At 60.1% G+C, this 26,374-nt stretch carries 20 protein-coding genes and 1 pseudogene; 9 read left to right on the top strand and 12 right to left on the bottom strand.

Annotated elements, in window-relative coordinates:
- Position 1 precedes the first annotated feature (1 nt).
- The 4 genes from AC07Y9_RS27110 (at position 2) to AC07Y9_RS27095 (ending at position 4,166) form a co-directional block, all read left to right on the top strand.
- Entirely contained in the window at positions 2 to 1,342 is a 1,341-nt protein-coding gene (locus AC07Y9_RS27110) for a ThiF family adenylyltransferase (RefSeq protein ID WP_102690492.1), read from the top strand.
- Positions 1,342 to 1,686 (top strand): ubiquitination-like system serine protease family protein, encoded by a 345-nt coding sequence (locus tag AC07Y9_RS27105; RefSeq protein WP_256580882.1) that lies wholly within the window; start codon positions 1,342 to 1,344, stop codon positions 1,684 to 1,686. Before AC07Y9_RS27110 ends, AC07Y9_RS27105 begins: the two co-directional genes overlap by 1 nt.
- 52 nt (positions 1,687 to 1,738) lie before the next feature.
- Entirely contained in the window at positions 1,739 to 2,296 is a 558-nt protein-coding gene (locus AC07Y9_RS27100) for a DUF6037 family protein (protein WP_102678930.1), read from the top strand.
- Between the two features lie 292 nt (positions 2,297 to 2,588).
- Positions 2,589 to 4,166: a hypothetical protein gene (locus AC07Y9_RS27095; RefSeq protein WP_219735049.1), complete on the top strand. Its 1,578-nt coding sequence runs from the start codon at positions 2,589 to 2,591 to the stop codon at positions 4,164 to 4,166.
- On the opposite strand, the gene AC07Y9_RS27090 is transcribed toward AC07Y9_RS27095, so the two are convergent.
- The 5 genes from AC07Y9_RS27090 to AC07Y9_RS27070 all read right to left on the bottom strand — a co-directional run bounded on the left by AC07Y9_RS27090 (position 4,129) and on the right by AC07Y9_RS27070 (position 10,036).
- Positions 4,129 to 5,025: a hypothetical protein gene (locus tag AC07Y9_RS27090; protein WP_256580883.1), complete on the bottom strand. Its 897-nt coding sequence runs from the start codon at positions 5,023 to 5,025 to the stop codon at positions 4,129 to 4,131. The two genes, AC07Y9_RS27095 and AC07Y9_RS27090, sit on opposite strands and share 38 nt — an antisense overlap.
- 574 nt (positions 5,026 to 5,599) lie before the next feature.
- Positions 5,600 to 6,721 carry a TniQ family protein gene (locus AC07Y9_RS27085; protein WP_102678932.1) on the bottom strand — a complete coding sequence of 374 codons (1,122 nt, stop codon included), beginning with the start codon at positions 6,719 to 6,721 and terminating at the stop codon, positions 5,600 to 5,602.
- A complete protein-coding gene (locus tag AC07Y9_RS27080; protein WP_102678933.1) occupies positions 6,679 to 7,569 on the bottom strand; it encodes a TniB family NTP-binding protein in 891 nt (296 codons plus the stop codon). Before AC07Y9_RS27080 ends, AC07Y9_RS27085 begins: the two co-directional genes overlap by 43 nt.
- Complete coding sequence (locus AC07Y9_RS27075; protein ID WP_102678934.1) at positions 7,566 to 9,494, bottom strand: TnsB C-terminal domain-containing protein; 1,929 nt, start codon at positions 9,492 to 9,494, stop codon at positions 7,566 to 7,568. The genes AC07Y9_RS27080 and AC07Y9_RS27075 overlap by 4 nt, the downstream gene beginning before the upstream one ends.
- Positions 9,491 to 10,036, bottom strand: a complete 546-nt coding sequence (locus tag AC07Y9_RS27070; protein ID WP_102678955.1) for a TnsA endonuclease N-terminal domain-containing protein — start codon at positions 10,034 to 10,036, stop codon at positions 9,491 to 9,493. The genes AC07Y9_RS27075 and AC07Y9_RS27070 overlap by 4 nt, the downstream gene beginning before the upstream one ends.
- 255 nt (positions 10,037 to 10,291) lie before the next feature.
- Between AC07Y9_RS27070 and AC07Y9_RS27065 the strand changes: the two are divergent.
- Positions 10,292 to 10,942, top strand: a pseudogene (locus AC07Y9_RS27065) (ATP-binding protein); the annotation flags it as partial.
- Positions 10,943 to 10,948: 6 nt separating this feature from the next.
- Here the strand turns inward: AC07Y9_RS27065 and AC07Y9_RS27060 are convergent.
- Positions 10,949 to 12,163, bottom strand: coding sequence for an aldose 1-epimerase family protein (locus AC07Y9_RS27060; protein WP_102678935.1), 1,215 nt, complete (start codon positions 12,161 to 12,163; stop codon positions 10,949 to 10,951).
- 103 nt (positions 12,164 to 12,266) lie between these two features.
- Positions 12,267 to 12,842: a TetR/AcrR family transcriptional regulator gene (locus AC07Y9_RS27055; protein WP_087087564.1), complete on the bottom strand. Its 576-nt coding sequence runs from the start codon at positions 12,840 to 12,842 to the stop codon at positions 12,267 to 12,269.
- A 114-nt stretch (positions 12,843 to 12,956) separates the two neighbouring features.
- On the opposite strand from AC07Y9_RS27055, the gene AC07Y9_RS27050 reads away from it, so the two are divergent.
- On the top strand, positions 12,957 to 13,883 hold the full coding sequence (locus AC07Y9_RS27050) for an ABC transporter six-transmembrane domain-containing protein (protein WP_007926634.1): 927 nt from the start codon (positions 12,957 to 12,959) through the stop codon (positions 13,881 to 13,883).
- 4 nt (positions 13,884 to 13,887) lie between these two features.
- Here AC07Y9_RS27050 and AC07Y9_RS27045 read toward each other — a convergent pair whose 3' ends face one another.
- The 3 genes from AC07Y9_RS27045 to AC07Y9_RS27035 form a co-directional block, all read right to left on the bottom strand.
- The gene (locus tag AC07Y9_RS27045; RefSeq protein WP_053263094.1) at positions 13,888 to 14,859 is read right to left on the bottom strand and encodes a Ca2+-dependent phosphoinositide-specific phospholipase C; all 972 of its coding nucleotides are present in this window, start codon (positions 14,857 to 14,859) and stop codon (positions 13,888 to 13,890) included.
- 113 nt (positions 14,860 to 14,972) lie between these two features.
- Complete coding sequence (locus tag AC07Y9_RS27040; RefSeq protein WP_102678936.1) at positions 14,973 to 16,949, bottom strand: methyl-accepting chemotaxis protein; 1,977 nt, start codon at positions 16,947 to 16,949, stop codon at positions 14,973 to 14,975.
- Between the two features lie 189 nt (positions 16,950 to 17,138).
- A complete protein-coding gene (locus AC07Y9_RS27035; RefSeq protein WP_053263096.1) occupies positions 17,139 to 18,059 on the bottom strand; it encodes a LysR substrate-binding domain-containing protein in 921 nt (306 codons plus the stop codon).
- A gap of 156 nt (positions 18,060 to 18,215) precedes the next feature.
- Between AC07Y9_RS27035 and AC07Y9_RS27030 the strand changes: the two genes are divergently transcribed.
- A complete protein-coding gene (locus AC07Y9_RS27030) occupies positions 18,216 to 19,625 on the top strand; it encodes a NorM family multidrug efflux MATE transporter (RefSeq protein ID WP_173679761.1) in 1,410 nt (469 codons plus the stop codon).
- A 34-nt stretch (positions 19,626 to 19,659) separates the two neighbouring features.
- Here AC07Y9_RS27030 and AC07Y9_RS27025 read toward each other — a convergent pair whose 3' ends face one another.
- On the bottom strand, positions 19,660 to 21,333 hold the full coding sequence (locus AC07Y9_RS27025; RefSeq protein WP_007932415.1) for a putative bifunctional diguanylate cyclase/phosphodiesterase: 1,674 nt from the start codon (positions 21,331 to 21,333) through the stop codon (positions 19,660 to 19,662).
- Between the two features lie 266 nt (positions 21,334 to 21,599).
- Here AC07Y9_RS27025 and rep point away from each other — a divergent pair, with 266 nt between their 5' ends.
- Together rep and AC07Y9_RS27015 are read left to right on the top strand one after the other, a co-directional pair.
- Positions 21,600 to 23,609: a DNA helicase Rep gene (gene rep, locus AC07Y9_RS27020; RefSeq protein ID WP_007932416.1), complete on the top strand. Its 2,010-nt coding sequence runs from the start codon at positions 21,600 to 21,602 to the stop codon at positions 23,607 to 23,609.
- An 87-nt stretch (positions 23,610 to 23,696) separates the two neighbouring features.
- A complete protein-coding gene (locus tag AC07Y9_RS27015) occupies positions 23,697 to 24,266 on the top strand; it encodes a xanthine phosphoribosyltransferase (protein WP_007932417.1) in 570 nt (189 codons plus the stop codon).
- A gap of 109 nt (positions 24,267 to 24,375) precedes the next feature.
- On the opposite strand, the gene AC07Y9_RS27010 is transcribed toward AC07Y9_RS27015, so the two are convergent.
- Positions 24,376 to 26,301, bottom strand: a complete 1,926-nt coding sequence (locus AC07Y9_RS27010; RefSeq protein WP_102678938.1) for an acetyl-CoA hydrolase/transferase C-terminal domain-containing protein — start codon at positions 26,299 to 26,301, stop codon at positions 24,376 to 24,378.
- Positions 26,302 to 26,374 lie beyond the last annotated feature (73 nt).

The following is a 26,374-nucleotide window of genomic DNA, read 5'->3' as shown; positions in this document are numbered from 1 at the left end:
GATCTACACCACTCTCCGGGAACATCTGTTCCCGGGGGACGGTAAAGAGGCCGCGGCTATTCTCATCTGTACCCGCACACCTGGCTCCGCGCTCAAACTCCTGTCGAAGGAGCTGATTTTAGTGCCTTATGAGGAGTGCACAGTCAGGCAACCACACACTATCACCTGGCCAGGTGCCTACCTCGAAAAAGCGATTGATGAAGCGCTTCCCCAATCGCGCTCGATCATCCTTGTTCATTCTCACCCGGGGGGGTTGTTCCAGTTCTCTGGTGTGGATGATGAGAGCGACTCGGGCACCATGGTCTCCCTGTTCCAGGGAGTAGAAGCGATCCATGGCTCAGCCATCATGACACCCGATGGGGCCATGCGAGCGCGGGTCTACCATGGTGGCGGCTCTCCTGAGGACATCGCCATGGTGACTGTTCCGGGAGATGACATCCACTACTGGTTCCCCGACTCATCTGAGCAGCAAACGGTGCTGGCCTTCACCTCCGGAATGACAACCACCATCGGTCATCTCACCGCAGCGGTGATTGGTGTCTCGGGGACCGGCTCGATTGTGGCAGAACAACTCACCCGTCTCGGCTTCGGCAGGTTGATCCTGATTGACCACGACCAGGTCGAACATAAAAACCTCAACCGGATCCTCAACTCCACGCAAAAAGACGCGAAGGACTCTCGCGCCAAGGTTGACGTCTTCGCTGACGCCATAGAGCAGATTCGCGGCTCGAAAATCGCTCAGGCCATTAACAAGACGGTGTTTAGCAGGGAAGCCGTAGTAGCTGTGGCTGATGCCGACGTCATCTTCTGTTGCGTCGACTCCCATCAGGGAAGATTGATCTGCGACCTGATGGCATCGAGCTTTCTTGTTCCGCTGTTCGATGTCGGCGTGACAATCCCAACACGCTTGTCCAGTAAGGGAGTCCGCCAAATCCATGATGTACAGGGGCGGATCGACTATGTTCGGCCAGGCGGTTCAACGCTTTTTGACCGCAGCGTTTACACCGCGCAGTCGCTTAGTGCCGAAGAGCTGAGGAACACGGATCCCAAGGCCCATAGCGAACAGGTAAAACAGGGGTACATCTCTGGCATTCCAGAAGAGGCACCGTCCGTCATTACGTTGAACATGCGGGCAGCCAGCGCATGCGTGAATGAATTTATTGCTCGCGCCTTCCCGTTCCGTGAAGACCCCAACCACAGCTATGCGCGCAGTAAGTTTTCCCTTTCCGGTTGTTATGAAGAATACGAAGCTGAAAGCGCTCTTCCAAAGAGTGAAAACCCTGCTCTTGCTCAAGGAGCACAAGAACCTCTGCTGGGCCTTCCGCCCTTGGGAGCCGTGTGATGAGCAAGCTCATGGCATTTTTCCGCAAACTCGTCCTCAGGTTTGAATATCTGCTTCCTCCTCGGCAACTCGTTGTCGTCGAGGGGGACTCACTCCCCTCCAAGATGCCGATCCGCACGATCGTTCTTGCAAAAGATGGACGCGAGGATTGGTGTATCGGGCTGCAGTGTCCTTGCGGGTGTGGCCGCACGATTGAGCTTCTGGTGATTGATGAAGCAAGGCCGAGGTGGGACTACAGCGTCAATGCTGCTGGCCATCCCTCGCTTCATCCGTCGGTGTGGCTGAACAGCGGTTGTCGTTCGCACTTTTGGCTCAAGAACGGCCGTATTCACTGGTGCAGATAAGCGACTACACCCTCAGCAACTTCAGGTCCCTGTACAACAAGAGGCAGACTTTATGCGTATGAATGGATTGGCACGACTGGCGCAGAGCATGAGAGCGCTGGATATCGATATGCAGCAATTTCTTTTCGTAAATGGAGCGGCAAGCTTTGATTGCCTGTTTTCCATGAGGGGAGACTTTGAGCTCTCACTTACCTCTCGGGGTGAAAACCCTAGGTTTTTTCTCTTCCCCATCTCCGATGATTTTCAACTTTCGACCTATTTAAACAGCGACCACTTCGCTGATCTCATGAGTGTACTGAGAACTCACGAGGTATCGACCCAAGGGTTCAGCACCTCACGTTTCTTCCAAGCACTGGACATGTCTGTGCCTCACGAGGCCCAAAAAGATCACGTGCCTACAGCATCACAGATCCTGACCCTTCGCCATGATCTGGAAGAAAGAGATCGGCCATTTTTCGACACCTGGATCTACTGGAAAGAACGAGGCCCAACACAATCAAACTTAAAAAAGACATACATGGTATTGGGACCGGAAGCGTACGCATTCAGTATCAAGAATCGAGCTTCGTCCAAATGGAGTGCGGTTGATTTTGGAAGATCATGGAAGTAGTCCAGATCCGGCTGAAGAACTTGCAAACTGCTGCAAAAGATAATGAGTGCAAGCGAAGCCCTGGTATCGCTTACGGCCGTAGAACTATGCAACCTCTTGATAGCCGTCCAATTGCATGGAGCGCTGCGTTTTGAATCACCCAGTTAAGCGAATCGAGTTTTGCTACCCACGTGCTGACCTTCGACACCCACACAGCGACGTACTGAAATTGAAAGGAGACAATATCGTTTGGTGGTATAACTCGATACAAGTCAATACTCGGGGAGAACGGACTATTCCCGAGGTAGAGGTGATGTTCAAAACACTTTACAACAACATTCCCGGCCCAAACTCTCGGGCGGTGGTACCACTTACTGCTTTGCCTCATTACCGACAAGGAAGCATCTGGCGTGAGGGCCAATGCATTGCCGATACAGAAATGACACTCAGGAAGTTCAGTGTAAATTTCTCACCAGAAGGTTACAGTATCACGTCTAGAGCAGAGCTCATTGACGGAGGGCTAGGTCACATCTTCCACGATAATGAATATCCGCTTAAATATAGACGCGATGCTTGCAAACTGATCAGCTTCAAGCTGCCAGACAAGAAAAACCTTCTCGTGCCATGCATGGAGTTTTTTGTGCGGGCATATGCGAATAATATGGCTGTCTGCAAAGCTCTCAGTACTCTCACTTTCGCCGAGGCGAAGTCAGTTTTCTTCCAGTGCGACAAACCCGATGCTTTCCGATGGCTCATTAAGCCTACGAACATCATGCGCAACTCTGACGCTGTCTTCTTGGCACACCTTCTGTATGACGACTACACAGAAACCCAAGTGAGGAGGCTTAATTCTGCAATCATCGCTTCGGAACCGAACACTAAGATCTTCCCAGAGGTTAAGCCGTGGTTCCAAGGCTTAGGCGAGTTACTCTGTCGCGGCCGATGGATCAACCAAGGACAGACGTTTTTGTGCTTGGACCTAAGAGGCTCATCCCAACCCGAAGGACGAGAGGTTGAGTTATTCAGAGAAACATTCAATAGCAATGGTGGCGAAGATGGCGGCCGCACTGTTCTGCCTCAACCCACCAGAACAGCTCGTGCGGACGAGCTCCTAGCAGAAGAGTCCTATGTGACACCTGACGCCCAGGCTGGAAAAGTTATAGTTAAGCTTCCGCCATTTCAAATCTTGGGTTCAAAACGCCCCGTCAAAAAAATCAAAACGGTTAAGGAAACCAACCGTGGTCGGCGCGGACCTGAACCACCAGAGGTAGAGACGTACTCCAGCGGTGATGGGACCGGGGACGGCAAAAATATCGGCAAATCGGAGCATATCGCTGACGTCGCCTTGGAGTCCCAAGGTTTTTTGCTCGACATCTGGAATGCCTTTCTCTCTATCAAGCGCAACAACCCTGAGCGTGTGAAAGAGGTGAGCTGGTATGCACCTCCAAACTACGGCACATCGACCCCGCCCCGAGTCATTCTTTTCAACCGGAATGGACTCGATTGGACGCAGACTGCGGCGTGGAACTGGGTAAACCTAGAACCTTGGAGCTCTCAACGCCGAGGTCTCATGGTCCTGCGAATCGTGATTGATCACGAAACCTTCTTCTGCTTCGAGATAGAGCGTCAGGAACCAAGCGAAAAGTACCCTAATCCTCGTGGGTTTTCGGGTGTCCTGATGAAAGCTCACACCGCAGACCCCGTCGAGTTTCAGCAGTTTGTAGAGACGGTGACTTCGCGCATCAGAAACAATCTGGGGATTTTCAAAAACATCATGAAAACGTTTCCCCCGAACTCCATAGTCTTCGCACACCGCTCCATAGACCAAGAGATGCGCTATCGCACGAGGCTGATCAACGTCTTCTTTCAAGCAGGCGTTGTTCTGGAGTAGCTCGGGCGGCTGCCGGTTCGCGTGTGTAGGTGCTCGCTGATGGGACCCAGAGCACCTGACCTTCATACTCAATGCTGAAGCCAGCCTCCCCCTTGAAGCTCTCTGGTCGATAGACGAGCGTTTTCCGGTTCACTCTACGAATGTTGTGAAAATAGGCCAGCGCCTTTCCAATCCAAATGGTTTCAGACTCTACATAGGCGCCACCTTTCAGCAGAGCGACCAATTCGCGCTCGGCCTTATCCCTTCTGGCCTTTTCGAGCCAACGTTTCTCGGGGCGGGATCGCAGCTGGGCGTTATAGCTTTTGTTGAGATATCCGACAAAACCTGTCACTGCTGCGACCTGACCCGGTGAACTGCGCCAAAAGGCTTCCAGTACTTTCATTTTGGGAATCGTTTGAGGAGCCAGCCCGGCATGCTTGAGGAAATTCAGCGCCGCGCGCAGGGCTATTCGTACTGAGCGCAAATCCGTCTCGCTGCGCTCGATGCGCAGTGCCAACTCTGCGTGATACCCATGCAGCAACTGGTTGGACCAGAAGTCGGGGAATTCCGACAACATCTCGGACACCCGACGTTGCTCTGTATGCTCATCACGCTTCTCAGCACTCACAATGACTGCTCCAATCTCCTGGAGCCAACGCATAGGGTTCTCAGCCTGACGCAACCCAGCTGCACCGAAGGCCTTCAGCAGGTTATCGTAGGTAGGAACCTCACCCCATAGGTCATCAAGCTGCGCAAAGAACGAGTAATGAACATTGATGTTCAAAGCGGCTTTGTGTGGCCCATTTCGCATCAAAAGCCACTGCGAAAATGACTCGTAAAGCTGCTGGATACGTGGACTCGTGAAGCCAGCCAGGTTCACAGCGACGCGCCTATTGAACAAGCTCGTCCAATAGCAGGTTTCACACGTCCGTGCGCGGCCTGCCGGCATCGCGACTCCGCAGCTTTCGCATGGACGCTCGCCTCCGGCGATACACGCCTTACAACGCAGAACACCGTCATGATCAGCAATCAGCACGCGATACCGCATACAACTTGGACAGGTAGCCCCCGTGGTCTCCCGACACTTGTTGCAACTGCGCAGTCCCGTCTTGGTACTGACCGCCAAACGCTGGGAGAGCTTGCCGCAGGCCTGACAAGGCTCAGGCTCGCGAAAATATGGGACACAGGATTTACACACCGGGCCATACTCGGACCGCATGCCGATGGCGAACTCTGTCTTGCCACATCGCACACAGGGGCCTGCACGCTCACAGGCGCCGCATAGGGCTGCCAGGTCAAAAATCGGTAGACGGCCAAAATTGCCACACCCTGGACATAGGCGGCGCTTGAAAAGGCGCGCGTAACAGCTCTCGCAATAGCGGCAGTGGTTATGGACCTTCTTGGCCTTCACCATGGCACGACCACATTCGTGACAACCTGCAGCACGGTCCACTTCAGTGGAAACCATCTCTACGAATCCTTCTCTGCAAACGTAACCACATTCGCCAGACGCCAAGAGGATTACGGGTGTGGTTGTGTTCAGTCATATCCGGGGAGCAACGTGGCCGACAGCTTAAAGCCGAAGCCATGTGAGTCAAAATCTCCGGCGCATCTCGCACCGGTATCGGGAGTAGCGAGTGCGGAAGCGAGGCTCGCGTTGCACACTCGATGAAGCGCTCGGGCCCCGCTTGCATTATCACCCAAGCGGGTCCGATCAGGGCAGAACGCTCAGCGGGTTGCAGGTATTCGAACGGCAAACCCAGCGATGACGTTGGGCACGCACCGACATCGACCTCCATCAATTGACAGAAAAGACGAGACGAGGCAGTGGGATGACGAACGACACTTCGAAGCAGACTGATAATGACGCGAGCGACGAACATCCACTCGGCAAAGCCCACCTCAGCCTGACCAAATGCTGTGCTTTTACCGTACAACCCATCTGCAAATCTCTGGAAAGCCAGTGCCTCTTCCGAACAAGAAAGTGGAGCAGCAATGCTGAAGTGCTCTCCGCAATGATGACACTGAGCGAGGCTGTTCCCCACCCGGAGCAAGCCAGGCTGCAATGCTGAAAAACAACGGGGGCAGCGGTCGACCAGAAGTGATCGATGCAAAGGACAGGAGGTATGCCAGGCGAGCCGATCTTGAATCAGATAATGAGGCGCTGGTTCATCCATGCATCCAGGGCAGCACTGGAGACCACCGGCATGGAAGTGGTTTCGACATCCCAGCACCAATATCCATGGCCACAGGTTGCTGATCTGCAGGAAGGCATCAGGATGCAACGCATGTGCGACCAGAAGCAGGGTGCTTGCCGTCAAATCCGCAACGCTCACGCCGGTGAGCTGCGCCAAAACCGCAAGACGCGATTCACTCAGCCCCCTATCTAGGTCGATGCACCAGATTCGAGATTTTGGCCAAGCGTTATCGGTGAGTGTCTCTGGTGTGCAAGCATGGGCCAACGCCGTTCTCACCAACCATGATGAGAACAGCTCGTCAGGCAGTAACTGCGGAGTCAACGGCCATCTAGGATTCAGACCATGAGCTGCCGGATGCCACGTGTAGGACGCTTCCACGACTTACTCTCGATGAGCGGTCGATCAATACATTCCTTACCAGAGGTAATCGCTTCCGTTGCACATTCTACCAAGAGGCTGTGCAGGTCGCCTGTGTTGCCGCCTGAGATCGAGTGGAGGAGCTGAGCCAGTTCTGGTTGAAACAGGTTTGAAGGCTTCTTGAGTGGGAGTACCAGCTCGAAGGCTTTCAGCAGACGCTGAAAGTCAGCGTCCAGTTTCCAGGTTTCAAGCTTGATGACATCGAAACGGCTGGCATGCTGGGGATCGAGGTGCAGGATCTGAACGGCGTCCGGGGTGCCCACGCCCACGATCGGAATCATCAACGTGTTGCACAACAGCTTGAGGGCGTTCATGACTTCGCGCTGCTTGATCGCTGAGCCCGTGAGCATCGAGTGAATCTCGTCAATGATCAACATCCTGACCTTCAACTCGCGCAGTGCGTGAATCACCTGATACCTGAGTTTGACCTTACTGTCGGTGGCCCGGTAGGGCATCCACATCTGCTCCAAGATCGCGACGTACAACTCTTTCTCATCGGCGGAGGTAGGTGACTCAGCCAAAATGACAGGCCTTACAGGCTCACTGTCTTCATTCACGTAGCCCTGTCCATGGGTCTTCACGAACTGACGGATCAACGTTGTTTTCCCGTTGTTCGGTTCTCCAACCAAGAGCAGGTTTGGCATTCGAGGTCGCTTGTGAGCGTCGATTAGCGAATTCAGGGTTTCCAAGATCCTGACTGCCGATTTATAGGCGATCCACCGCGGCTCCCCCATAAAGAGGATGCGCTCCCGATCCGACAGGTCCAAAACTGGCCGGAAATCCGTGTGCAGGTGCGCGTAGCCCATCATTGGATATCACCCTCAAATTCAACATCACCGAGTAGCAGTCCTTCGGCAACAGGGATGACTGGAGCTGGTACAGGATTCGAAAACGGTTTGTTTGGCTGAGCAGGCGTTTTGTTTTTGCTGTGCACTTTATGCTTCTGAGCAGCACGCCGGGCCTTTTTGGTGGTTGAGATCGCCTCGTCTACCAGCGCCCGACGTTCGATAATAATCTTGCTGATGAGGGCCTCGTCGATGTGCTTACGCCCCTCATCAACCGCCTGCTGCTTAGCTGCGCGAAACTCCCAGACAGTGGTAGCAGGGAACGCCTGGTTGGCCACAGGCACCCGGAAATATTGCTTGAGCACCGGGTCATAGAACCAGATCACGCTGATATCTCTCGGATCGCGCCTGAAGACAAATTTCCGCGCAAGCCCGGTCTCTGGATCTTTGGTGTTGATCCAATGCCGCAGCGCATCAGAGTAATACAAGACGTCGATCTGCACCCCATAGGTCTGCACGGTCCGTTCGTAGTGCGGCATGAAATCCAACTGCAGTGTATGCGGATCGTTAGGTCTCGGCGGAATGCATACTAAAGGGTCCAACTCACGGTTACCGAAGAAGCCGAGATGCCATTTCCGAGATGGACTCATGTACAGCGCAGAATGGTTTTCGTTGTGGTAGAGGATGATGGTCATCACCAACCAGCGCTCGAATTCATCCATTGTCAAAGCGGAATGCTTGTCTGAGTCGTAGCCATCACGATCAGTGATATTACCGAACGTAGTGCCAGGCAGCTCATGCAGCATCGTCATGAAGGTGCCGAGCAGTCGCTCGATATGACCGCCATATTTCGGATTTTTCTTGGGGCGGAAATTGTTCTCGATATTGTAGTTCGAACATGAGCGTCGGATGTCTTCAGCTTTGAAGTCGGCTCCGTTGTCAGAATGAACTACGCGCGGGAACCCCCAGACAGGCCAGTCACCCTCTACCTTGTGTAGTAAAAGCCAATTCTCTTTCGGCAGGAAAGAGTGCGCCAAACACATACCTACGGATATCGCCGAAGGCTCCTCCAAGGCCAGGTAGTATCCGGTTATCATCCGGGAGTACACATCGATCGCCAGCGTCAACCACAGTCGACCGATAGGTTTGCGATGACGATCATCCACAATGATCAGGTCAATCGGGGTATGGTCGATCTGCACGATCGCCAACGGATAGTCCGCACCAGGAAACTGCCCTACTGAAGGCGTGTGACGGTTACGAGCCTTATCTGCATACCCACGCCGGCGCAAAACAATTTTCTCCGGGATGTTTTTGATCCTTGCCCGGACGGCCGACGCGCCAGGAGGCTCAATCCCCATGTTTTTTGCGCGCTCCTCAATCTCTTTGATGGTGGACTGGACAGACTTGCGATTGGGGGTCAGATAGAACTCATCAATCACATTGCTGATGAGCTTATCGGCCTGAATCGTCAAGCGGCTACTGCCCGCTTTCCAACCTCTTTTGCGGGGCACCAGCGCCAGTACCTCATGCCAGTTGCGATAGCGCTCCAACCACCGATAAAGCGTTGCAGTGTCGACGCCAACTTCCTTCGCGCGCGTTTCCACACTGTCACGCTTGATGATCGAGTCATTGATGAAAGGTTTGATCGCCGAGAAACGCTGCTGAGCGATTGCCCATTCGTCAGAGCTGATCGTCGAGACATCGTAGTTGACGTACAGGCCGTCAAGCTTGTCTTGCTCGACAGCTTTGAGATCGGGCACTCGCAGTGATACGCACTTGCCAGTTTCAACTTCAAGACCGATCACGGTCTGGAAATCCAGAATCTGAACGATGCGGAATATTTCCTTTTCCCGGCGAACCATTGCACCAACCTCGATCGGTACTCGTGCCCTGGACGGCTCGAACGGCTGGAGATACTCCTCGGTATCAACCTCGTAAATGTTCATGGCGTGACCACCCACAGTTCAAGGTACTCGCTCAGCGGCTCGTTAATGTCACACTGGACCAGGCCAACAGCAATCAAGTGCCAGAGCAATGAAACCCCACGCCCTCTGTAGATGCCATTGAAGTGACGGGCGAGCAGGTAGTGGACCGGGGCCACTTCCATGCCTCTGATGGTGTTGAGCACCATGTCGATGTCTTCCTGATCGAAGGTATATCGCTCAAAACGCTCGAGGAACACGATGTTCTCCAGAGCCTGACCCCGGATCCTGGACTCGTCATAGATGCTGAACGTCCAACCTTCCTGCTGCGCATATCGACGTGCAGCCTTCCATTTCCCACGCCAGGCACGCCAATTGTTTCGCCACTCGTAAGCGGGCTTCACCTCGACGAGCATCGGTCTGATGTATTGCTCAGGAACGACATTACCTTGGTGGTAATAGACGAGAAAATCTGGTGTGTAGGTATTAGCACGCCCCGATGGATCGATGAAATCGACTGTCACCGGCTGCGCGATCACCGTCTCCACCCGATAGTTGAACCTCATGCGCTTGAGGAAATCTCGCTCCAGCAGCGACTCAAACGGAATGCCTCCAACGCCTCGGAACGGCAGAAAACCTGAAACACTGCGCCAGGTCGATTTGATCTTTCGGACCTGCCTAGGCCGGTCGCATCTATTTCCATTCATTCTCAATCCTGTCGCAGCTATATCGAAACTTTTTCGCATCTATTTGAGCAGCTGCGAACGGTATTCAGCAGGCTCTAGCTTAGCGCTTTCGCATCTATTTCGAAAAGCGACAGAGGCTCAAAACCACAACCCGGGGAAATTACCCTGGCCCACCACGGTGTGCTGTTTCTCGATGAGTTGCCGGAATTCGATCGCAAGGTATTGGAGGTGCTGCGCGAGCCGCTGGAGTCTGGGCAGATTGTCATCGCCCGGGCTCGCGACCGGGTGCATTTTCCGGCGCGTTTTCAGCTGGTGGCGGCGATGAACCCTTGCCCCTGTGGATATCTTGGCGAGCCCAGTGGCCGCTGCCGCTGCACCCCGGAGCAGATCCAGCGTTATCGCAACAAACTCTCCGGGCCGCTGCTCGACCGCATCGACCTGCACCTGACCGTGGCCCGGGAAAGTACCGCCCTCAACCCCAAGCCCCAGGCTGGGGATAACACCGCGCAAGCCGCGGCCCTGGTGGCCCGCGCCAGGGAGCGGCAACAACGGCGCCAGGGTTGCGCCAATGCTTTTCTCGATCTGCCGGGCCTGCGCCGGCATTGCCAGTTATCCACAACCGACGAGCGCTGGCTGGAAACCGCCTGCGAACGCCTGACCCTGTCCCTGCGCGCCGCCCACCGCCTGCTCAAGGTCGCCCGTACCCTGGCGGACCTCGAGCAGGCCGAGCAGATCAGCCGCGAGCACCTGGCCGAAGCGCTGCAATACCGGCCGGCCGCGAGTTGAGGAGAATCACTCCTTGCTCAGGTCCACCAGTGGCGTCGGCCGTACTTCGGCCTGCCGACCGTTCTGGATCTGGCTGATCTCGGCCAGGGACTTATCCACAGCCGCCTTGTCGGCCAGCAGGCTGTAGCGGATCTGGAATTGCTTGCTCTGCCCGGCCTCGATGGTCGGCACCAGGCCCAGCGGGCGCTGGTAGCGACGGTTGTAGGAGAAACTGGTGCCCGGCTCCAGGCCGGTCACGTAGCCCTGGCCCTGGGTATCGGTGTTTTTCCACAGGGAGAACACCGGCAACTGCCGGGTATTGAAGCCCACCGCCACACCGAGGCTGCCGGCCTTGTTGTGCAGCACCGTCAGGGTGTCGCCCTGGGCATCGGCGTACGGCACCACGTTGTAGACGGTCTCGTCGTAATCCCGGGTCGGGCCGCGGTAGGTCTGCCAATCGGCAAGGTCGGCCTTGGCCTTGTCATTGAACGGCGACACCTGCTTCACCGCAGCGGCGAACTTCGCCCCCTCTTCGAGGAACGGCGTGCTGAAGTTGCTGTGATACAGCGCCTGGTATTCCTTCGGATAGTCGCCGTTGTTGGTCAGGGTGTCGTTGAGGGCGAAACTGACGCTGCCCGGCTCGGTCACCAGCTCGGTAGCCACCGAGAAATCGACCTTCTTGAACGCCTGTTCCTTGAGCTCGCCGCGCAGGCTGATGGCGTACGGCGGCTTCTCGTCGATATGCAGGGTGACCTTGTTCGCCGGGATGTTCGCCGCGCGACCGTGGAGGGTCAGCAGTTCACCGTTATCCATCCCCGGGTGCCCGACCCACTCATAACCGCAGCGAGTCACCAGTTCGTTGAAACCTTCCAGCCAGCCCAGGCCGCCGCGACCGTTAAGCTCGATGAACGCCGGGTTGACCACCTCCTTGACCGGCGAATCCCAACCCATGCGCACCTTGCCGACGGAGGCCTGCAGCACATTCATGCCGCGGGTCGGCACTACCGAGAGCTTCATCGCACCGTTGTCGATGTCGACAATGCTCACCCCTTCCTGCCGCCCGCCATGCAGGGTGCGCAGGGTCACGGAAAAAGGCTTGGCGGTTTTTACTCCCAGCTGCGCGCTGGTGATATGGAAAGCCTGGGCGGCCTTGTCGGTATCGAGCAGGACGTAGTCCCAGGCCATGGCGTGGGAAGCAGCGGTGAACGCGGAAAGAGCGACCAGCAGTCGGAGCGGAGTCATGGGCGTGTGCCTTTATTGGAGTTGTGGGATTTTTATAGCGCTGATGAATCGTTTCAGCAACTTAATTTCCGCACCAATGCCGGGACAACGCCACTCAGGGGACTCAGCGAATCTTCAGCAATAGCCCCGCCACTTCCAGCACCTCATCCAGTGCCGCTGCGGCGGCCTCGGCCGAAGGTTGCAGCAGCAGGTCGTCGCCATACCCCATGGTCTGGGCGAAGATCTGCCGGGCCGCGCGAGCGGACGACGCGCAATGGAACACCTGCGCCTGCACCCCGGCCTCGATGATGCCGCCGAGCAAGGCCTGCCACTGCATGTTCACCGCCAGGTAGGTCTCGGCCATGACACTGTCATGCATGGCTTCATCCCAGGCATCCAGCCATAGCGCCCAGCCGTCGTCGGCAGAGTCCGGCAGGCAATAACGCAGGAACTCCTGTAGGGCCTGTAGCGGCGGCGCATCGCCCAGGGAGCCGCGCACTTCGTCAAGCTGCTCGTTGGCAAAGCTCAGGAAGGCTTCGCGGCGCAGCTCCTTCCAGTCGCTGAAGTAGTGATAGATGTGGCTGCGGGACAAGCCGGCGTGGTCCGCCAGGTCGCGGGTGGAAACATCGGCGAAACCCTTGCTGTGGAACAGCTCCAGGGCGGCGGCGATGATCTGGTCTTTGCGGTCGGTACGGGACATGCGGGCATTACCTCTGGGCACCGGTAGATGGACGGCGCTTGCGTTTTGAGCGATCGCTCAAATACTATTGAGCAGTCGCTCAATAATAGCGCTTATCTTCCCTCCGGTGCACTCATGCCAGCCGTTACCCCACAAATCCTGATCGATGAAAGCAAGAAAATCGGCCAGCAATCCGCCAGCCAGACCCTGAAAGCCATCGCCCGCGCCTACCCCGGCAAGCTGTTCTGCACCTTGTCGCTGGTGGCGCTGGAGAACGCGTTGCTGCTGGCCTACCCATTGTTTGCTGGGTTCGCCGTGGACTCGATCATTCGCGGCGACGCCGGCAGCGCGTTGGTCTATGCCCTGGTGGTGCTGGCGTTCTGGGTGGTCGGGGCCGCGCGGCGGGCAGTGGATACCCGCACCTTCACGCGGATCTACGCCGACCTCGCGGTGCCGGTGATCCTCAACCAGCGCCTGCAGAACCAGAGCACCTCCACCGCCGCGGCGCGGGTGGTGCTGGCCCGGGAGTTCGTCGACTTCTTCGAGAAACACGTTCCGACCATCGCCACCGCGCTGGTCTCGATTGTCGGCGCGGCGGTGATGCTGCTGGTGATCGAACCCTGGGTCGGCCTGGCCTGCCTGGTGGCCTTGCTGCTGTGCGTCACCCTGCTGCCGCGCTTCGCCCGGCGCAATCAGGAGCTGCATGAGCGCCTGAACGACCGGCTGGAAAAGGAAATCGGCCTGGTGGCCAAGGTCGGCGCCACGTCCCTGCAACGGCACTACCGGGTACTGTCGCGGCTGCGGATCTGGCTGTCGGACCGCGAGGCGGCGGCCTATCTGCTGCTTGGCTCGGCGGCCGCGCTGCTGTTCGTGATCGCCATCAGCCAGTTGGCCCTGACCGAGGGGGTCAAGGCCGGGCATGTGTACGCGGTGATGACCTACCTGTGGACCTTTGTCAGCAGCCTGGATGAAGCGCCGACCATGGTCGACCAACTCGCGCGCCTGCGGGATATCGGCAAGCGGGTGGACCCGGGGCTCGCCGAACCGGCCGAGCCCCGCTGAAACCTCAGAACGGCCGGATGCGATAGCCGTTGCCATCCTTGGCCTCGGCGAATTTGTAATACGCCGACAGATTGACCTTCTCGGCGATGTGCTGGGTGAATGACACGCCGTCATCGCCCCACACCCGACCGATGTGGCTGTAGGCAAAGGCTTGCGCGGCCCACTGCTTGTCGCCCTTGCCCATGTTGTTCATGGCCACGTAGCCGGACGACGTCCTGGACATGCCGCTGACCTCGCCACTGACATCGTTCTGGCCGTTGGTGACCGGGGAAATGAACACCTTGGCGCTGGTGGTGCGGGCCTCGGCGTATTGCGAGAGCTTCTGGTTCTCCGAGTGGTTGAGCACCAGCAGCACCTTGCCCTGCAGTTGGCTGGCGGTCGGCCAGGACTTGCCCTTGAGCGAGCCCTGCAAGGCACTGCTGCTGACACCCAGGTGCTGGGCCAGGTCGCCCGGGGTGTAGAGCTTGCCCTGGAAAATCCGGCTGACCAGGTCATCGAAGTCTTTCGGCGTACGCCCGGAGCTTTCCTTCGACCAGCCCTGCTTCTTGTCGAGGATCAGGGTAATCGGGAAGTGCCCGGGATGGCTGTCGCTCCAGAGCTTGATGTCGTTGAGGCAGGCCTCGAGGTCGTTGGTGCCGTTGCCGTCGCCGGTGCAATTGTTGTCATTGCCGGACTGGAACAGGCTGCCGGGGTTGTGCCGCACGAACCAGTGGCGGGGCGAACCTCCGGTGACCGCATCGCGTTGGTCCCAGAAGTCCAGCTCCAGGGTGCGCACGCTGTCGAGCACGCTGGTAAAGGTGCCGGCGTACTGTTTTTCGTAGCAGTTATGGCATGCCACCTGGGCGATAGCGTTGAAGGCGGTGTACCAGGAAGCCGGGGAGATGAATCCCACGGCCTCCTGGCTGGACGCCATCTGGCTGGCCAGCGCCAGGGGCAGCACGGCGGTACGGAGGGCAAAACCAGTGAGACGGGACATGTCAGCTCCTGCCGGGAAGGCATCCTGTAGGGAAATCGCCCCTATGGTTTAGCCCAGCCCCGCGCATTTGCAATCGGCCTCCCCAGCCGTGGCCAACGGCCACGCAACCGCTATCAACGGAACCGGTCGACCTCCTGGCGCAAGTCCGCCGCCAGCTTCTCCAGTTCCTTGGCGGTGATCGCCAGGTTCGACACCACTTCGCGCTGTTCGCTGTTGGCCAGGGCAATGCTCTGCAGGTTGCTGCTGAGCAGGGTCGCCGTGCTGCTCTGCTCCTGGGTCGCGGTGGTGATCGCGGCGAACTGCTGGCCGGCCGAGCGGCTCTGTTCGTCGATGCGCGCCAGGGCCGAGGCGACATTGGCGTTGCGCGACAGGCCTTCCTGCATCAACACATTGCCCTGCTCCATGGTGGCGATGGCGTTGCCGGTTTCCTGCTGGATGCTGTTGATCATCCCCGAGATTTCGTCGGTGGCTTCGCGGGTGCGCGAGGCCAGGTTGCGTACCTCGTCGGCGACCACGGCAAAGCCGCGGCCTTGCTCGCCGGCGCGCGCGGCCTCGATGGCGGCGTTGAGCGCCAGCAGGTTGGTCTGGTCGGCAATCGCGGTGATCACCCCGACGATGCCGCCGATTTCCTCGGAGCGCTGGCCCAGGGTATTGATCACCATGGCCGCGCTGTTCAAGGCGCCGGCGATCTGCTCCAGCGACGCCGAGGCTTCCTCCATCGAGGTGCGGCCGATCCGGGTCTGCTGGGCATTTTCCTGGGCCAGGCGTTCGGTGTTGCCCATGTTGTCGGCGATGTTCAGCGAGGTGGCGCTGAACTCCTCCACCGCCCCGGCCATGCTGCTGATCTCGCCCGACTGCTGTTCCATGCCCTCGTACGCCCCGCCCGACAACCCGGACAACGCCTGGGCCCGGCCATTGACCTCCGCGGCGGCCTTGCGGATGTGCTCGACCATGGTCGACAGGGCCTGGCCCATCTGGTTGAAGCTGCCTGCCAACTGGCCGATCTCATCCTGGCTGGAGACATTCAGGCGCGCACTCAGGTCGCCTTTACCCAAGGCATCGGCCTGGCGCACCAGGTCGCCCAGCGGCGCAAGCTTGCTGCGCAGTAGCCAGACCGTGGCGCCCACCGCCAGCAGCATTGCCAACAGGCTGCCGATGACCAGCCGCAGGCCGACGCTCCAGGTCACCGCGCGAATCTCGGCCTTCGGCATGCTCGCCACCACCGACCAGGGCCCACCTTCGAAAGGGACGGCGACACTGTAGAAGTCCTCGTTCTTGTCGCTCCAGAAGTTGCCCTTGCCCGGCTGCCTGGCCAGTTCAGCGATGGTCGCCCCCGCCGGTTCCAGGGCCTGCACGCCGGCCGGCGGCACCAGCCACTTTTGCTGTTCGTCGAGCAACGCCAGGGAACCAGTCTGGCCGATGCGGAAGCGCTTGAGGTTGTCGAACTGGGCGTTCTGCGCGTCGGTGTAGTCGAAGCCGACGAACAGCACCGCAATCACCTGGCCGGCGCTGTCCCGCACCGGCGTGTATTGGGTCATGTACAGGCGCTCGAAGAGCAGCGCGCGGCCGACGTAGCTCTGCCCCGCCATGAGTTTCTGGTAAGCCGGGTGCGCGTGGTCCAGCAGGGTGCCGATGGCGCGGCTGCCGTCCTGCTTGCTCAGCGAGGTGCTGACGCGGATGAAGTCGTCGCCGCTGCGCACGAACACCGTCGCCACACCGGCGGTCATCTGCTTGAACTCGTCGACCTCCTCGAAATTGTTGTTCAGCACAACATCACCCAGGTGCAGGCCCGGGGTCTGGGTACCGGCCACGGCCACCGGCTGGTCCGGGTGCAGGCTCAGGCCGCCGCTGAAACGCTTTTCGAACAGCCCGCTCAGGCGCTGGGTGCTTTCGCGCAGGGTGCCGTGGAAAGTATTGAGCTGGTCGGCCAGCAGACGTGCCTCACTGGCCAGGTGTTCTTCCCGGGTGGCGAGGTTGGCGGCGTCCAGCGAGCGCAGGGCGAAGACAGTACTGCCGCTGATCACGATCGCCAGTACCACGGCGAGTGCGAGACCAAGCTGCGAGGCGATCCGGGCACGAGGTTGAGGCATGACAGCTCCTGGCCGAGAGACCGGATCGTCCTGATCGCGTCACACGCTCGGCAATGGTTCTAATAAGAATGAGGTGTCGGAACCTTTCAGAACGAAGGTTCCACTTCCAAGGATTCGGCGGCGCCGATCAATACTTGAGCGCGCTGGACGGGTATCGCGCAGGCCCCTTGTCACGGGGCCTTCATCGTTTCAGCCGAGACGCTCTACGTCGGGCAATTGCATGGCGCGGACCTCGTTCTGGAGAAAGTCGCTGAGGCGGCGCAAACGTTCGCCTCCAGGCCGGGTCTTGGGCCAGACCAGGTAGTAATTCTCGCCACTGGCCACCGCCGTCGGCCAGGGCAGGCTCAGGCGTCCCTGGGCCACATCCTCGGCCACCATCAGCAGGTCGCCCATGGAAACCCCATAGCCGCGGGCCGCGGCGATCATACCCAGCTCCAGGGTGTCGAAGACCTGCCCGCCCTTGAGCGAGACCTGCTCGGACAGGCCCATGCGCTCCAGCCAGTTGCGCCAGTCGCGGCGATCCGGGGTCGGGTGCAGCAGCTCGGTGGCCGCCAGCCGCGCTACATCCCACGGCTGGTCGTTAAGCAGGTTCGGCGCGCCCACCGGGATCAGCAGTTCCGGAAACAGGTAGCTGGCCTCCCAGTCCGGCGGAAAGTGGCCGTTGCTCAGCAGCACCGCGCAGTCGAAGGGCTCCTGGTTGAAGTCCACCGAATCGACGTCCATCCAGGCACTGGTCAGTTGCACCTCGTTGCCCGGTTGCAGATGGCGGAACCGGCTCAGGCGCGCCAGCAGCCAGCGCATGGTCAGGGTCGAGGGCGCCTTCATGCGCAGGATGCCGTCTTCGGCGCGCAAGGTATTGCAGGCGCGCTCGAGAGCAGTGAAGCCCTCGCGAATGCCTGGCAGCAGCAGGCGCGCGGCTTCGGTCAGTTGCAGGTTGCGCCCGCTGCGCTGGAACAGCCGGCAGGCGAAGTGGTCTTCCAGGGTACGGATATGCCGGCTGACCGCACTCTGGGTGATCGACAGCTCCTCGGCCGCGCGGGTGAACGAGCTGTATCGCGCCGCGGCTTCAAAGGCGCGCAAGGCATACAGGGGCGGAAGACGACGGGGCATGGCAGCACTCCACAGGCGCAATGGCGCCAACTTACCAGAATCCGCAAGCATGAGTTTTAATCATGCCACCAATCGTTTTTATCCCTTTGTGAAAGTCGCCCAGAGCGCCGAGAATCAACCCTCTTGACTCCCTCCCCCCTATCGAGACCGATGACCATGCAGCATCCAGCACGCACCGAACTCTGGGCCATCCTGCGGCTGGCCGGGCCGCTGATCGCCTCACAGTTGGCGCACATGCTGATGGTGCTGACCGACACCCTGATGATGGCCCGCCTCAGCCCGGAAGCCCTGGCCGGCGGTGGCCTGGGCGCGGCCACCTATTCGTTCGTGTCGATCTTCTGCATCGGCGTGATCGCAGCGGTCGGCACCCTGGTCGCGATTCGCCAGGGCGCCGGCGACATCGAAGGCGCCGCGCGCCTGACCCAGGCCGGCCTCTGGCTGGCGTGGCTGATGGCGCTGGTCGCCGGCCTGCTGCTGTGGAACCTCAAGCCGGTGTTGCTGCTGTTCGGCCAGACCGAAACCAACGTGCAGTCCGCCGGCCAGTTCCTGCTGATCCTGCCGTTCGCCCTGCCGGGCTACCTGAGCTTCATGGCCCTGCGCGGCTTCACCAGCGCCATCGGCCGCGCCACGCCGGTGATGGTCATCAGCCTGGCCGGCACCGTGGCCAACTTCCTGCTCAACTACGCCTTGATCACCGGCATGTTCGGCCTGCCGAAGCTGGGCCTGGCGGGGATTGGCCTGGTCACCGCGATCGTCGCCAACTGCATGGCCCTGGCGCTGGCCTGGCACATCAAGCGCCACCCGGCCTATGCCGCCTACCCGCTGCGCCAGGGCCTGGCGCGGCCCAATCGCCACTACCTGCGGGAACTCTGGCGCCTGGGCCTGCCCATCGGCGGCACCTACGCGGTGGAAGTCGGGCTGTTCGCCTTCGCAGCGCTGTGCATGGGCACCATGGGCAGCACCCAGCTGGCGGCGCACCAGATCGCCCTGCAGATCGTTTCCGTGGCCTTCATGGTGCCGGCCGGGATCTCCTACGCGATCACCATGCGCATCGGCCAGCACTACGGTGCCGGGCAGCTGTTGCACGCGCGTATGGCCGGCCGGGTCGGGATCGCCTTTGGCGGCGCGGCCATGCTGGGTTTCGCCATGGTCTTCTGGCTGCTGCCGAACCAGTTGATCGGGCTGTTCCTCGACCATGACGACCCAGCCTTTCGCGACGTGATCAACCTCGCGGTCAGCCTGCTGGCGGTCGCGGCCTGGTTCGAGCTGTTCGATGGCACGCAGACCATCGCCATGGGCGCGATTCGCGGGCTCAAGGACGCCAAGACCACCTTCCTCGTGGGCCTGGGCTGCTATTGGCTGATCGGTGCGCCGGCGGCCTGGCTGATGGCATTCACCCTGGGCTGGGGCGCGACTGGTGTGTGGTGGGGCCTGGCATCGGGGCTGGCGTGCGCCGCCATCAGCCTGACCCTGGCTTTCGAATGGAAGATGCGCCGGATGATTCGCCGGGAAAGCGCGGAGCCTGCCGCGCGGGATAACTTCCAAACCGCCCGGGATTCCCTGTAGCGGCAGGTTCTCCTGCCACTACGGCGGAGTGCCGTCAGATGACCTCGCCGACCAGGACCTGCTGGCTCCTGCCGAACGTCAGGTACTCCACCAGTTCCGTCAGCGGCAGCGGCTTGCTGATCAGGTAGCCCTGCGCCTGGTCGCAGCCGAAGCTGCGCAGCAAGGCCAGTTGCTCGGGGGTTTCCACGCCTTCGGCCACCACCTCGAGATGGAGGTTGTGGGCCAGGTTGATCATGGCGTGCACCAGCTTGCGGTTCTCTTCGCGCTGCTCCATGCCGCCGACGAAGCTCTTGTCGATCTTCAACAAGGCAATCGGCAGGCTGTTGAGGTGCACGAAGGACGAGAACCCGGTGCCGAAATCGTCCAGGGAAAACCGCACCCCCAGCCGCCCCAGCGCGTCCATGGTCTGCTTGACCAGGTCGCTGCGGCGCATCACCGCGGTTTCGGTCAACTCGAATTCCAGCCATTGCGCCTCGACACCACGCTCGGCAATCAGCCGGCTGAGGGTCGACAGCAGCTGGCTGTCCTGGAACTGGCGGAACGACAGGTTGACCGCCATGTGCAGCGGTGCCAGGCCGCGTTCGCGCAGGGCCTGCATGTCGCGCAGCGCCCGGGAAATCACCCAGTAGCCCAGTGGCACGATCAGGCCGCTCTGCTCGGCCAGGGGCACGAACTCGCTCGGCGGCAACAGCCCGCGCTCGCCGTGGCGCCAGCGCACCAGGGCCTCCAGGCCGACGATCTGCCCGTCATGCAGGTTCAGGCGCGGCTGGTAGTGCAACTCCAGCTCGTCGCGGCGCAAGGCCCTGCGCAGTTCGCTTTCCAGGTCGGCGAGGCTGCGGGCATTGCGATTGATGCGTTCGTTGAAGATATGAAAGGTACAGCCCTGGGTGCTTTTGGCCTGCTGCATGGCGATGTGCGCGTGCCACATCAGCGGGTCGGCGCCGGCATTCGCCCTGGCGTGGGCGATGCCCAGGCTGCAACCGATCAGCAGGCTTTCGCCATCGATCCAGTACGGCTCGGCCATGACTTCGGCGATGCGTTCGGCCATCCACTCGGCGCGTTGCGGCGCCCGGCGGGTATCGATCAGCAGGGCGAATTCGTCGCTGCCCAGGCGCGCCAGCTGGTCGCCGGCCTCAAGCTGGCTCTTGAGCCGCGAGACCACTTGCAGGATCAACCGGTCGCCGGCCTGGTGGCCCAGCGCATCGTTGGCATGGCGGAAGTTGTCCAGGTCCAGGTGCCCCAGCGCCAGCCCGCGTCCTTCGTTTTCCGCCAGGCGCGCCGCCAGCAGGGTCTGGAAGCCCTGACGGTTGGCGATACCGGTCAGCGGGTCCTGCTCGGCCAGGCGCAACAGGGTATTTTCCAACACCCCGCGCTCGCGCACATGGCGCAGGCAACGGCGCACCGTATCGGCAGTGAGGTTTTTATTCACCAGCCAGTCGCTGGCGCCGGCGGGCGTGTTCAACGGCTCCTGCTCCAGCAGCAATACCGTGGGCAGGCTGCAACGACCGGGAGCCGGTTGCAGTTGGGGAACGGTTAACAGAATCGCAGAGCGGTCTTCATCGAACAGACGGCTGACAGATTCCCAGGTCGGCGCACTGATCAGCACCACCGAGTCTCCCAACGGAGCGAGACACTCGCGCAACAACGCTGCCCACGCCGGCTCTTCGGCCAGCAGCAGCAAGCGCAAGGGTTCGACAGGCTTGGACAAGCTAGCTCCCTAGACTCTGTAATAGAAGTTGGCGGCGGGCATTATGACGCGTAGATAAACAATGACAAATGATATTGATTATCAAACGCAATTTCTTGTACCGCTCTAACTCGAACATTAGACGCATATTCAGCGCGCATCCTGAGGGAAAGTATCAAAACCGGCAAATTTAGATAGCGTGCTGCGTCACAAGTCGGAGAGAGCAGCAGAATCCGTCCATCCTGTTAAAATGCCCGCCCATTTCGCTACAGACCCCTTTTTTCGTCATGTCCCGACTCAATCCCCGGCAGCAAGAAGCCGTGAACTACGTCGGCGGCCCTCTTTTGGTGCTCGCCGGTGCTGGCTCCGGCAAGACCAGTGTAATCACGCGCAAGATCGCCCACCTGATCCAGAACTGCGGCATTCGCGCGCAGTACATCGTCGCCATGACCTTCACCAACAAGGCCGCGCGGGAGATGAAGGAACGGGTCGGCACCCTGCTGCGCAGTGGCGAGGGCCGCGGCCTGACCGTGTCGACCTTCCACAACCTGGGACTGAACATCATCCGCAAGGAGCATGTGCGGCTGGGCTACAAGCCGGGCTTCTCGATCTTCGACGAGACCGACGTCAAGGCCCTGATGACCGACATCATGCAAAAGGAATACTCGGGCGACGACGGCGTCGACGAGATCAAGAACATGATCGGGGCCTGGAAGAACGACCTGATCCTGCCGGCCCAGGCCCTGGAAAACGCGCGCAACCCCAAGGAGCAGACCGCGGCCATCGTCTACACCCACTACCAGCGCACGCTCAAGGCGTTCAACGCGGTGGACTTCGACGACCTGATCCTGCTGCCGGTGAAGCTGTTCGAGGAACACGCCGACATCCTGGAGAAGTGGCAGAACAAGGTGCGCTACCTGCTGGTGGACGAATACCAGGACACCAACGCCAGCCAGTACCTGCTGGTGAAAATGCTCATCGGCAAGCGCAACCAGTTCACCGTGGTGGGCGACGACGACCAGTCGATCTATGCCTGGCGCGGCGCCCGCCCGGAAAACCTGATGCTGCTCAAGGAAGACTACCCGTCCTTGAAGGTGGTGATGCTCGAGCAGAACTACCGCTCCACCAGCCGCATCCTGCGCTGCGCCAACGTGCTGATCTCCAACAACCCCCACGAGTTCGAGAAACAGCTGTGGAGCGAGATGGGCCATGGCGACGAGATCCGCGTGATCCGCTGCCGCAACGAGGACGCCGAGGCCGAGCGCGTGGCCATGGAAATCCTCAGCCTGCACCTGCGCACCGACCGGCCCTACAGCGATTTCGCGATCCTCTATCGCGGCAACTACCAGGCCAAGCTGATCGAGCTGAAGCTGCAGCATCACCAGATCCCCTATCGCCTGTCGGGCGGCAACAGCTTCTTCGGACGCCAGGAAGTGAAGGACCTGATGGCCTACTTCCGCCTGATCGTGAACCCGGACGACGACAACGCCTTCCTGCGGGTGATCAACGTGCCGCGCCGGGAAATCGGCTCCACCACCCTGGAAAAACTCGGCAACTACGCCACCGAACGCAAGATCTCGATGTACGCCGCCACCGACGAAATCGGCCTGGGCGAGCACCTGGACAGCCGCTTCACCGACCGCCTGGCGCGCTTCAAGCGCTTCATGGACAAGGTGCGCGAGCAGTGCGCCGGCGAAGACCCGATTTCCGCCCTGCGCAGCATGGTCATGGACATCGACTACGAGAACTGGCTGCGCACCAACAGCTCCAGCGACAAGGCCGCCGACTACCGCATGGGTAACGTGTGGTTTCTGATCGAAGCGCTGAAGAACACCCTGGAAAAAGACGAAGACGGCGAAATGACTGTCGAAGACGCCATCGGCAAACTGGTGTTGCGCGACATGCTGGAGCGTCAGCAGGAAGAGGAAGACGGCGCCGAAGGCGTGCAGATGATGACCCTGCATGCCTCCAAGGGCCTGGAATTCCCCTATGTGTTCATCATGGGCATGGAGGAGGAAATCCTCCCCCACCGCTCCAGTATCGAAGCCGACACCATCGAGGAAGAACGCCGCCTGGCCTACGTGGGCATCACCCGCGCGCGCCAGACCCTGGCCTTCACCTTCGCCGCCAAGCGCAAGCAGTACGGTGAAGTCATCGACTGTGCGCCCAGCCGCTTCCTCGACGAACTGCCGCCGGACGACCTGGCGTGGGAAGGCAACGACGACACCCCGACCGAAGTCAAAGCCGTGCGCGGCAATAACGCACTGGCGGATATACGGGCGATGTTAAAGCGCTAGAATTGGCCATTTTTTAACCGCAGCATTTTTAACCGAACACCTTTTATCAGAGCTCAGGCGCACAAGGCGTCAACAGAGGAAAGCTTCATGGAAGCACTGCACAAGAAAATCCGCGAAGAAGGCATCGTGCTTTCCGACCAGGTCCTGAAAGTCGACGCCTTTCTGAACCACCAGATCGATCCGGCCTTGATGAAGCTGATCGGCGACGAATTCGCCACGCTGTTCAAGGACTCGGGCATCACCAAGATCGTCACCATCGAAGCCTCGGGCATCGCGCCGGCGATCATGACCGGCCTGAACCTGGGCGTACCGGTGATCTTCGCGCGCAAGCACCAGTCCCTGACCCTGACCGAGAACCTGCTGTCGGCGACCGTGTACTCGTTCACCAAGCAGACCGAAAGCACCGTGGCGATTTCCCCGCGCCACCTGACCAGCAGCGACCGCGTACTGATCATCGATGACTTCCTGGCCAACGGTAAGGCGTCCCAGGCGCTGATCTCGATCATCAAGCAGGCGGGCGCCACTGTGGCCGGCCTGGGCATCGTGATCGAGAAGTCGTTCCAGGGCGGTCGCGCCGAACTGGACGCGCAAGGCTATCGCGTGGAATCCCTGGCCCGGGTCAAGTCCCTGGCCGATGGCGTGGTGACCTTTATCTAAGAGGCTTCGCCTCTTGATCGCGGGCAAGCCTTCTACAGAGACCACCCGCTTCTGTAGGAGCAGCCGGTCGACGCTCGATTGCCCGCGATGACGCCGCCAGGCGTCTACCTCATGCCTGCGCCGTCTCCCGCAGCGCCGCCAGCAGCAAACGCTGATAGATCTCCTCGCGCCAACCATCGGGCTTCACCAGCTGCATCCGCTGCAGATGCGCCGGAAACGCCTCGGGCGGTGGGGCATCCAGCGCCGCCTTGCCCAATTCGAGAATCTCGCTGAGCTTGAACTTGCTCTTCAGCCAGTTCAGCGCCCGCAGCAAATCCCGCTCCTCTGCGCTGAAGTCGCTGCCCAACGGATATTCCGGGAACAGGTGCCGGTGCCGCGCCTGGATCGCCAGCAGGCGTTGCGGGTGGTTGTCGGTAAAACGCGGATCGAGGCGGAAATCCCTGGGCAGCTTGCCGGCCTTCTGCGCCTGTTCGATCAGGCCCGGCTGGAAACGCGAGTCGCTGATATTGAGCAGCGCTTCGATGACCTTCGCATCAGTCTTGCCGCGCAGATCGGCGATGCCGTACTCGGTGACCACAATGTCCCGCAGGTGCCGCGGGATGGTGCAGTGGCCGTATTCCCAGACGATGTTGGAGCTGACCAGGCCCGCGGATTCGCGCCAGCTGCGCAGGATCAGGATCGAGCGCGCGCCTCGCAGCGCATGGCCCTGGGCGACGAAGTTGTATTGCCCGCCGACGCCGCTGAGCACCCGGCCGTCTTCCAGCTGATCCGCCACCCCGGCGCCCAGCAGGGTGACCATGATCGAACTGTTGATAAAGCGCGCGTCCAGGCGCTGCAGGCGCTTGAGTTCTTCGTGGCCGTACAGCTCGTTGATGTAGCTGATGGCGGTCATGTTGAACTCGCCGAGCTTGCTCTTGGGCAGATCCCTGAGGCGCTGGTAGAAGCTGCGCGGCCCGAGGAAAAAGCCGCCATGTACCGACACTCCGCCCAGCGCCTGGTTTTCATCCAGCGTCCCGGCGTTGGCCTGTTGCTGCAGGGCCACCGAAGGGTAGACCTTGCGCCGTACGATGCCGGCATCGGCCAGGGCCAGCAGGCCGTTGACGAACATCTCGCTGCAGCCATACAGGCCCTTGGCGAAAGGCTCCACCCCGCCTTCGCGCTCGATCAGCGGCTTCCAGCCCTGGATCTCCAGGTCCGCCAGCAGCGCCCGATAACCGTCGTTATCCGCCTGGCGCGCCAGCAACGCCGCCGTCAATGCATCGCCCATGGAGCCGATGCCAATCTGCAGGGTGCCGCCGTCGCGCACCAGGGTGCTGGCGTGCAGGCCGATAAAGTGATCCTGGAACCCCACCGGCATGTTCGGCGTGGAAAACAGCGTGCTGCCCTCCTCTTCGTCGATCAGCAGGTCGAAGATCGCAGCGTCGATTTCGGCGTCGCCCGGCATGTAAGGCAGGTCGCGATGCACCTGGCCCAGCAGCAGGATGGTTTCACCGGCGGCACGTCGCTCGGCGATCATTGGCAACAGGTCGAGGGTGATGTCCGGGTTGCAACTCAGGCTCAGGCGGTCGGCTTGCTGCGGGTCCCGGGCCACCAGTTGCGCGACCAGGTTCAGACCAGCAGCATTGATGTCGCGCGCGGCGTGGCTGTAGTTGCTGCAGACATAATCCTGCTGCGCCGCCGGGCTGTTGAGCAGGCTGCCGGGCTGCATGAAGAACTGTTCGATATGGATATTGGCCGGCACCTGGTTGCGGTGCAGGTCGGCGAGGAATTCCAGCTCGGGGTAGTCGCCGAAGACCTGCTCGATGAAAGGCTCGAGGAAGCGCCGTTGCAGGCCGTCGCCCAGCGGCGGGCGGCCCAGGCTCAGGGCGGTGTAAATGGTCAGTTGGCGCTCGGGCAGTTGCGCGATGCGACGATACAGGGCATTGGCGAAGCGGTTGGGTTTGCCCAGCCCCAGGGGCATGCCCAGGTGAATATGCGCCGGCAAGCGTGCCAGGACCTCATCGACCGCCAGCTCGATAGAACATGACTGCACCATCCGATCCTCCAGAACCTTCCATGAATTTGAGGTTGGACCGAGCTTGCCGGGTCTTTGCTGCAATGAACAGTAG

This window comes from Pseudomonas sp. GW456-L12 (assembly GCF_059424045.1).
This window is presented reverse-complemented; position numbering and strand designations above follow the sequence as displayed.

Coding starts and splice junctions, on each gene's coding strand:
- AC07Y9_RS27105 (WP_256580882.1), top strand. CDS start 1,342: ATGAGCAAGCTCATGGCATTTTTCCGCAAACTCGTCCTCAGGTTTGAA.
- AC07Y9_RS27100 (WP_102678930.1), top strand. CDS start 1,739: ATGCGTATGAATGGATTGGCACGACTGGCGCAGAGCATGAGAGCGCTG.
- AC07Y9_RS27095 (WP_219735049.1), top strand. CDS start 2,589: ATGTTCAAAACACTTTACAACAACATTCCCGGCCCAAACTCTCGGGCG.
- AC07Y9_RS27080 (WP_102678933.1), bottom strand. CDS start 7,569: ATGATGGGCTACGCGCACCTGCACACGGATTTCCGGCCAGTTTTGGAC.
- AC07Y9_RS27075 (WP_102678934.1), bottom strand. CDS start 9,494: ATGAACATTTACGAGGTTGATACCGAGGAGTATCTCCAGCCGTTCGAG.
- AC07Y9_RS27070 (WP_102678955.1), bottom strand. CDS start 10,036: ATGAGGTTCAACTATCGGGTGGAGACGGTGATCGCGCAGCCGGTGACA.
- AC07Y9_RS27060 (WP_102678935.1), bottom strand. CDS start 12,163: ATGACTCCGCTCCGACTGCTGGTCGCTCTTTCCGCGTTCACCGCTGCT.
- AC07Y9_RS27055 (WP_087087564.1), bottom strand. CDS start 12,842: ATGTCCCGTACCGACCGCAAAGACCAGATCATCGCCGCCGCCCTGGAG.
- AC07Y9_RS27050 (WP_007926634.1), top strand. CDS start 12,957: ATGCCAGCCGTTACCCCACAAATCCTGATCGATGAAAGCAAGAAAATC.
- AC07Y9_RS27045 (WP_053263094.1), bottom strand. CDS start 14,859: ATGTCCCGTCTCACTGGTTTTGCCCTCCGTACCGCCGTGCTGCCCCTG.
- AC07Y9_RS27040 (WP_102678936.1), bottom strand. CDS start 16,949: ATGCCTCAACCTCGTGCCCGGATCGCCTCGCAGCTTGGTCTCGCACTC.
- AC07Y9_RS27035 (WP_053263096.1), bottom strand. CDS start 18,059: ATGCCCCGTCGTCTTCCGCCCCTGTATGCCTTGCGCGCCTTTGAAGCC.
- AC07Y9_RS27030 (WP_173679761.1), top strand. CDS start 18,216: ATGCAGCATCCAGCACGCACCGAACTCTGGGCCATCCTGCGGCTGGCC.
- rep (WP_007932416.1), top strand. CDS start 21,600: ATGTCCCGACTCAATCCCCGGCAGCAAGAAGCCGTGAACTACGTCGGC.
- AC07Y9_RS27015 (WP_007932417.1), top strand. CDS start 23,697: ATGGAAGCACTGCACAAGAAAATCCGCGAAGAAGGCATCGTGCTTTCC.
- AC07Y9_RS27010 (WP_102678938.1), bottom strand. CDS start 26,301: ATGGTGCAGTCATGTTCTATCGAGCTGGCGGTCGATGAGGTCCTGGCA.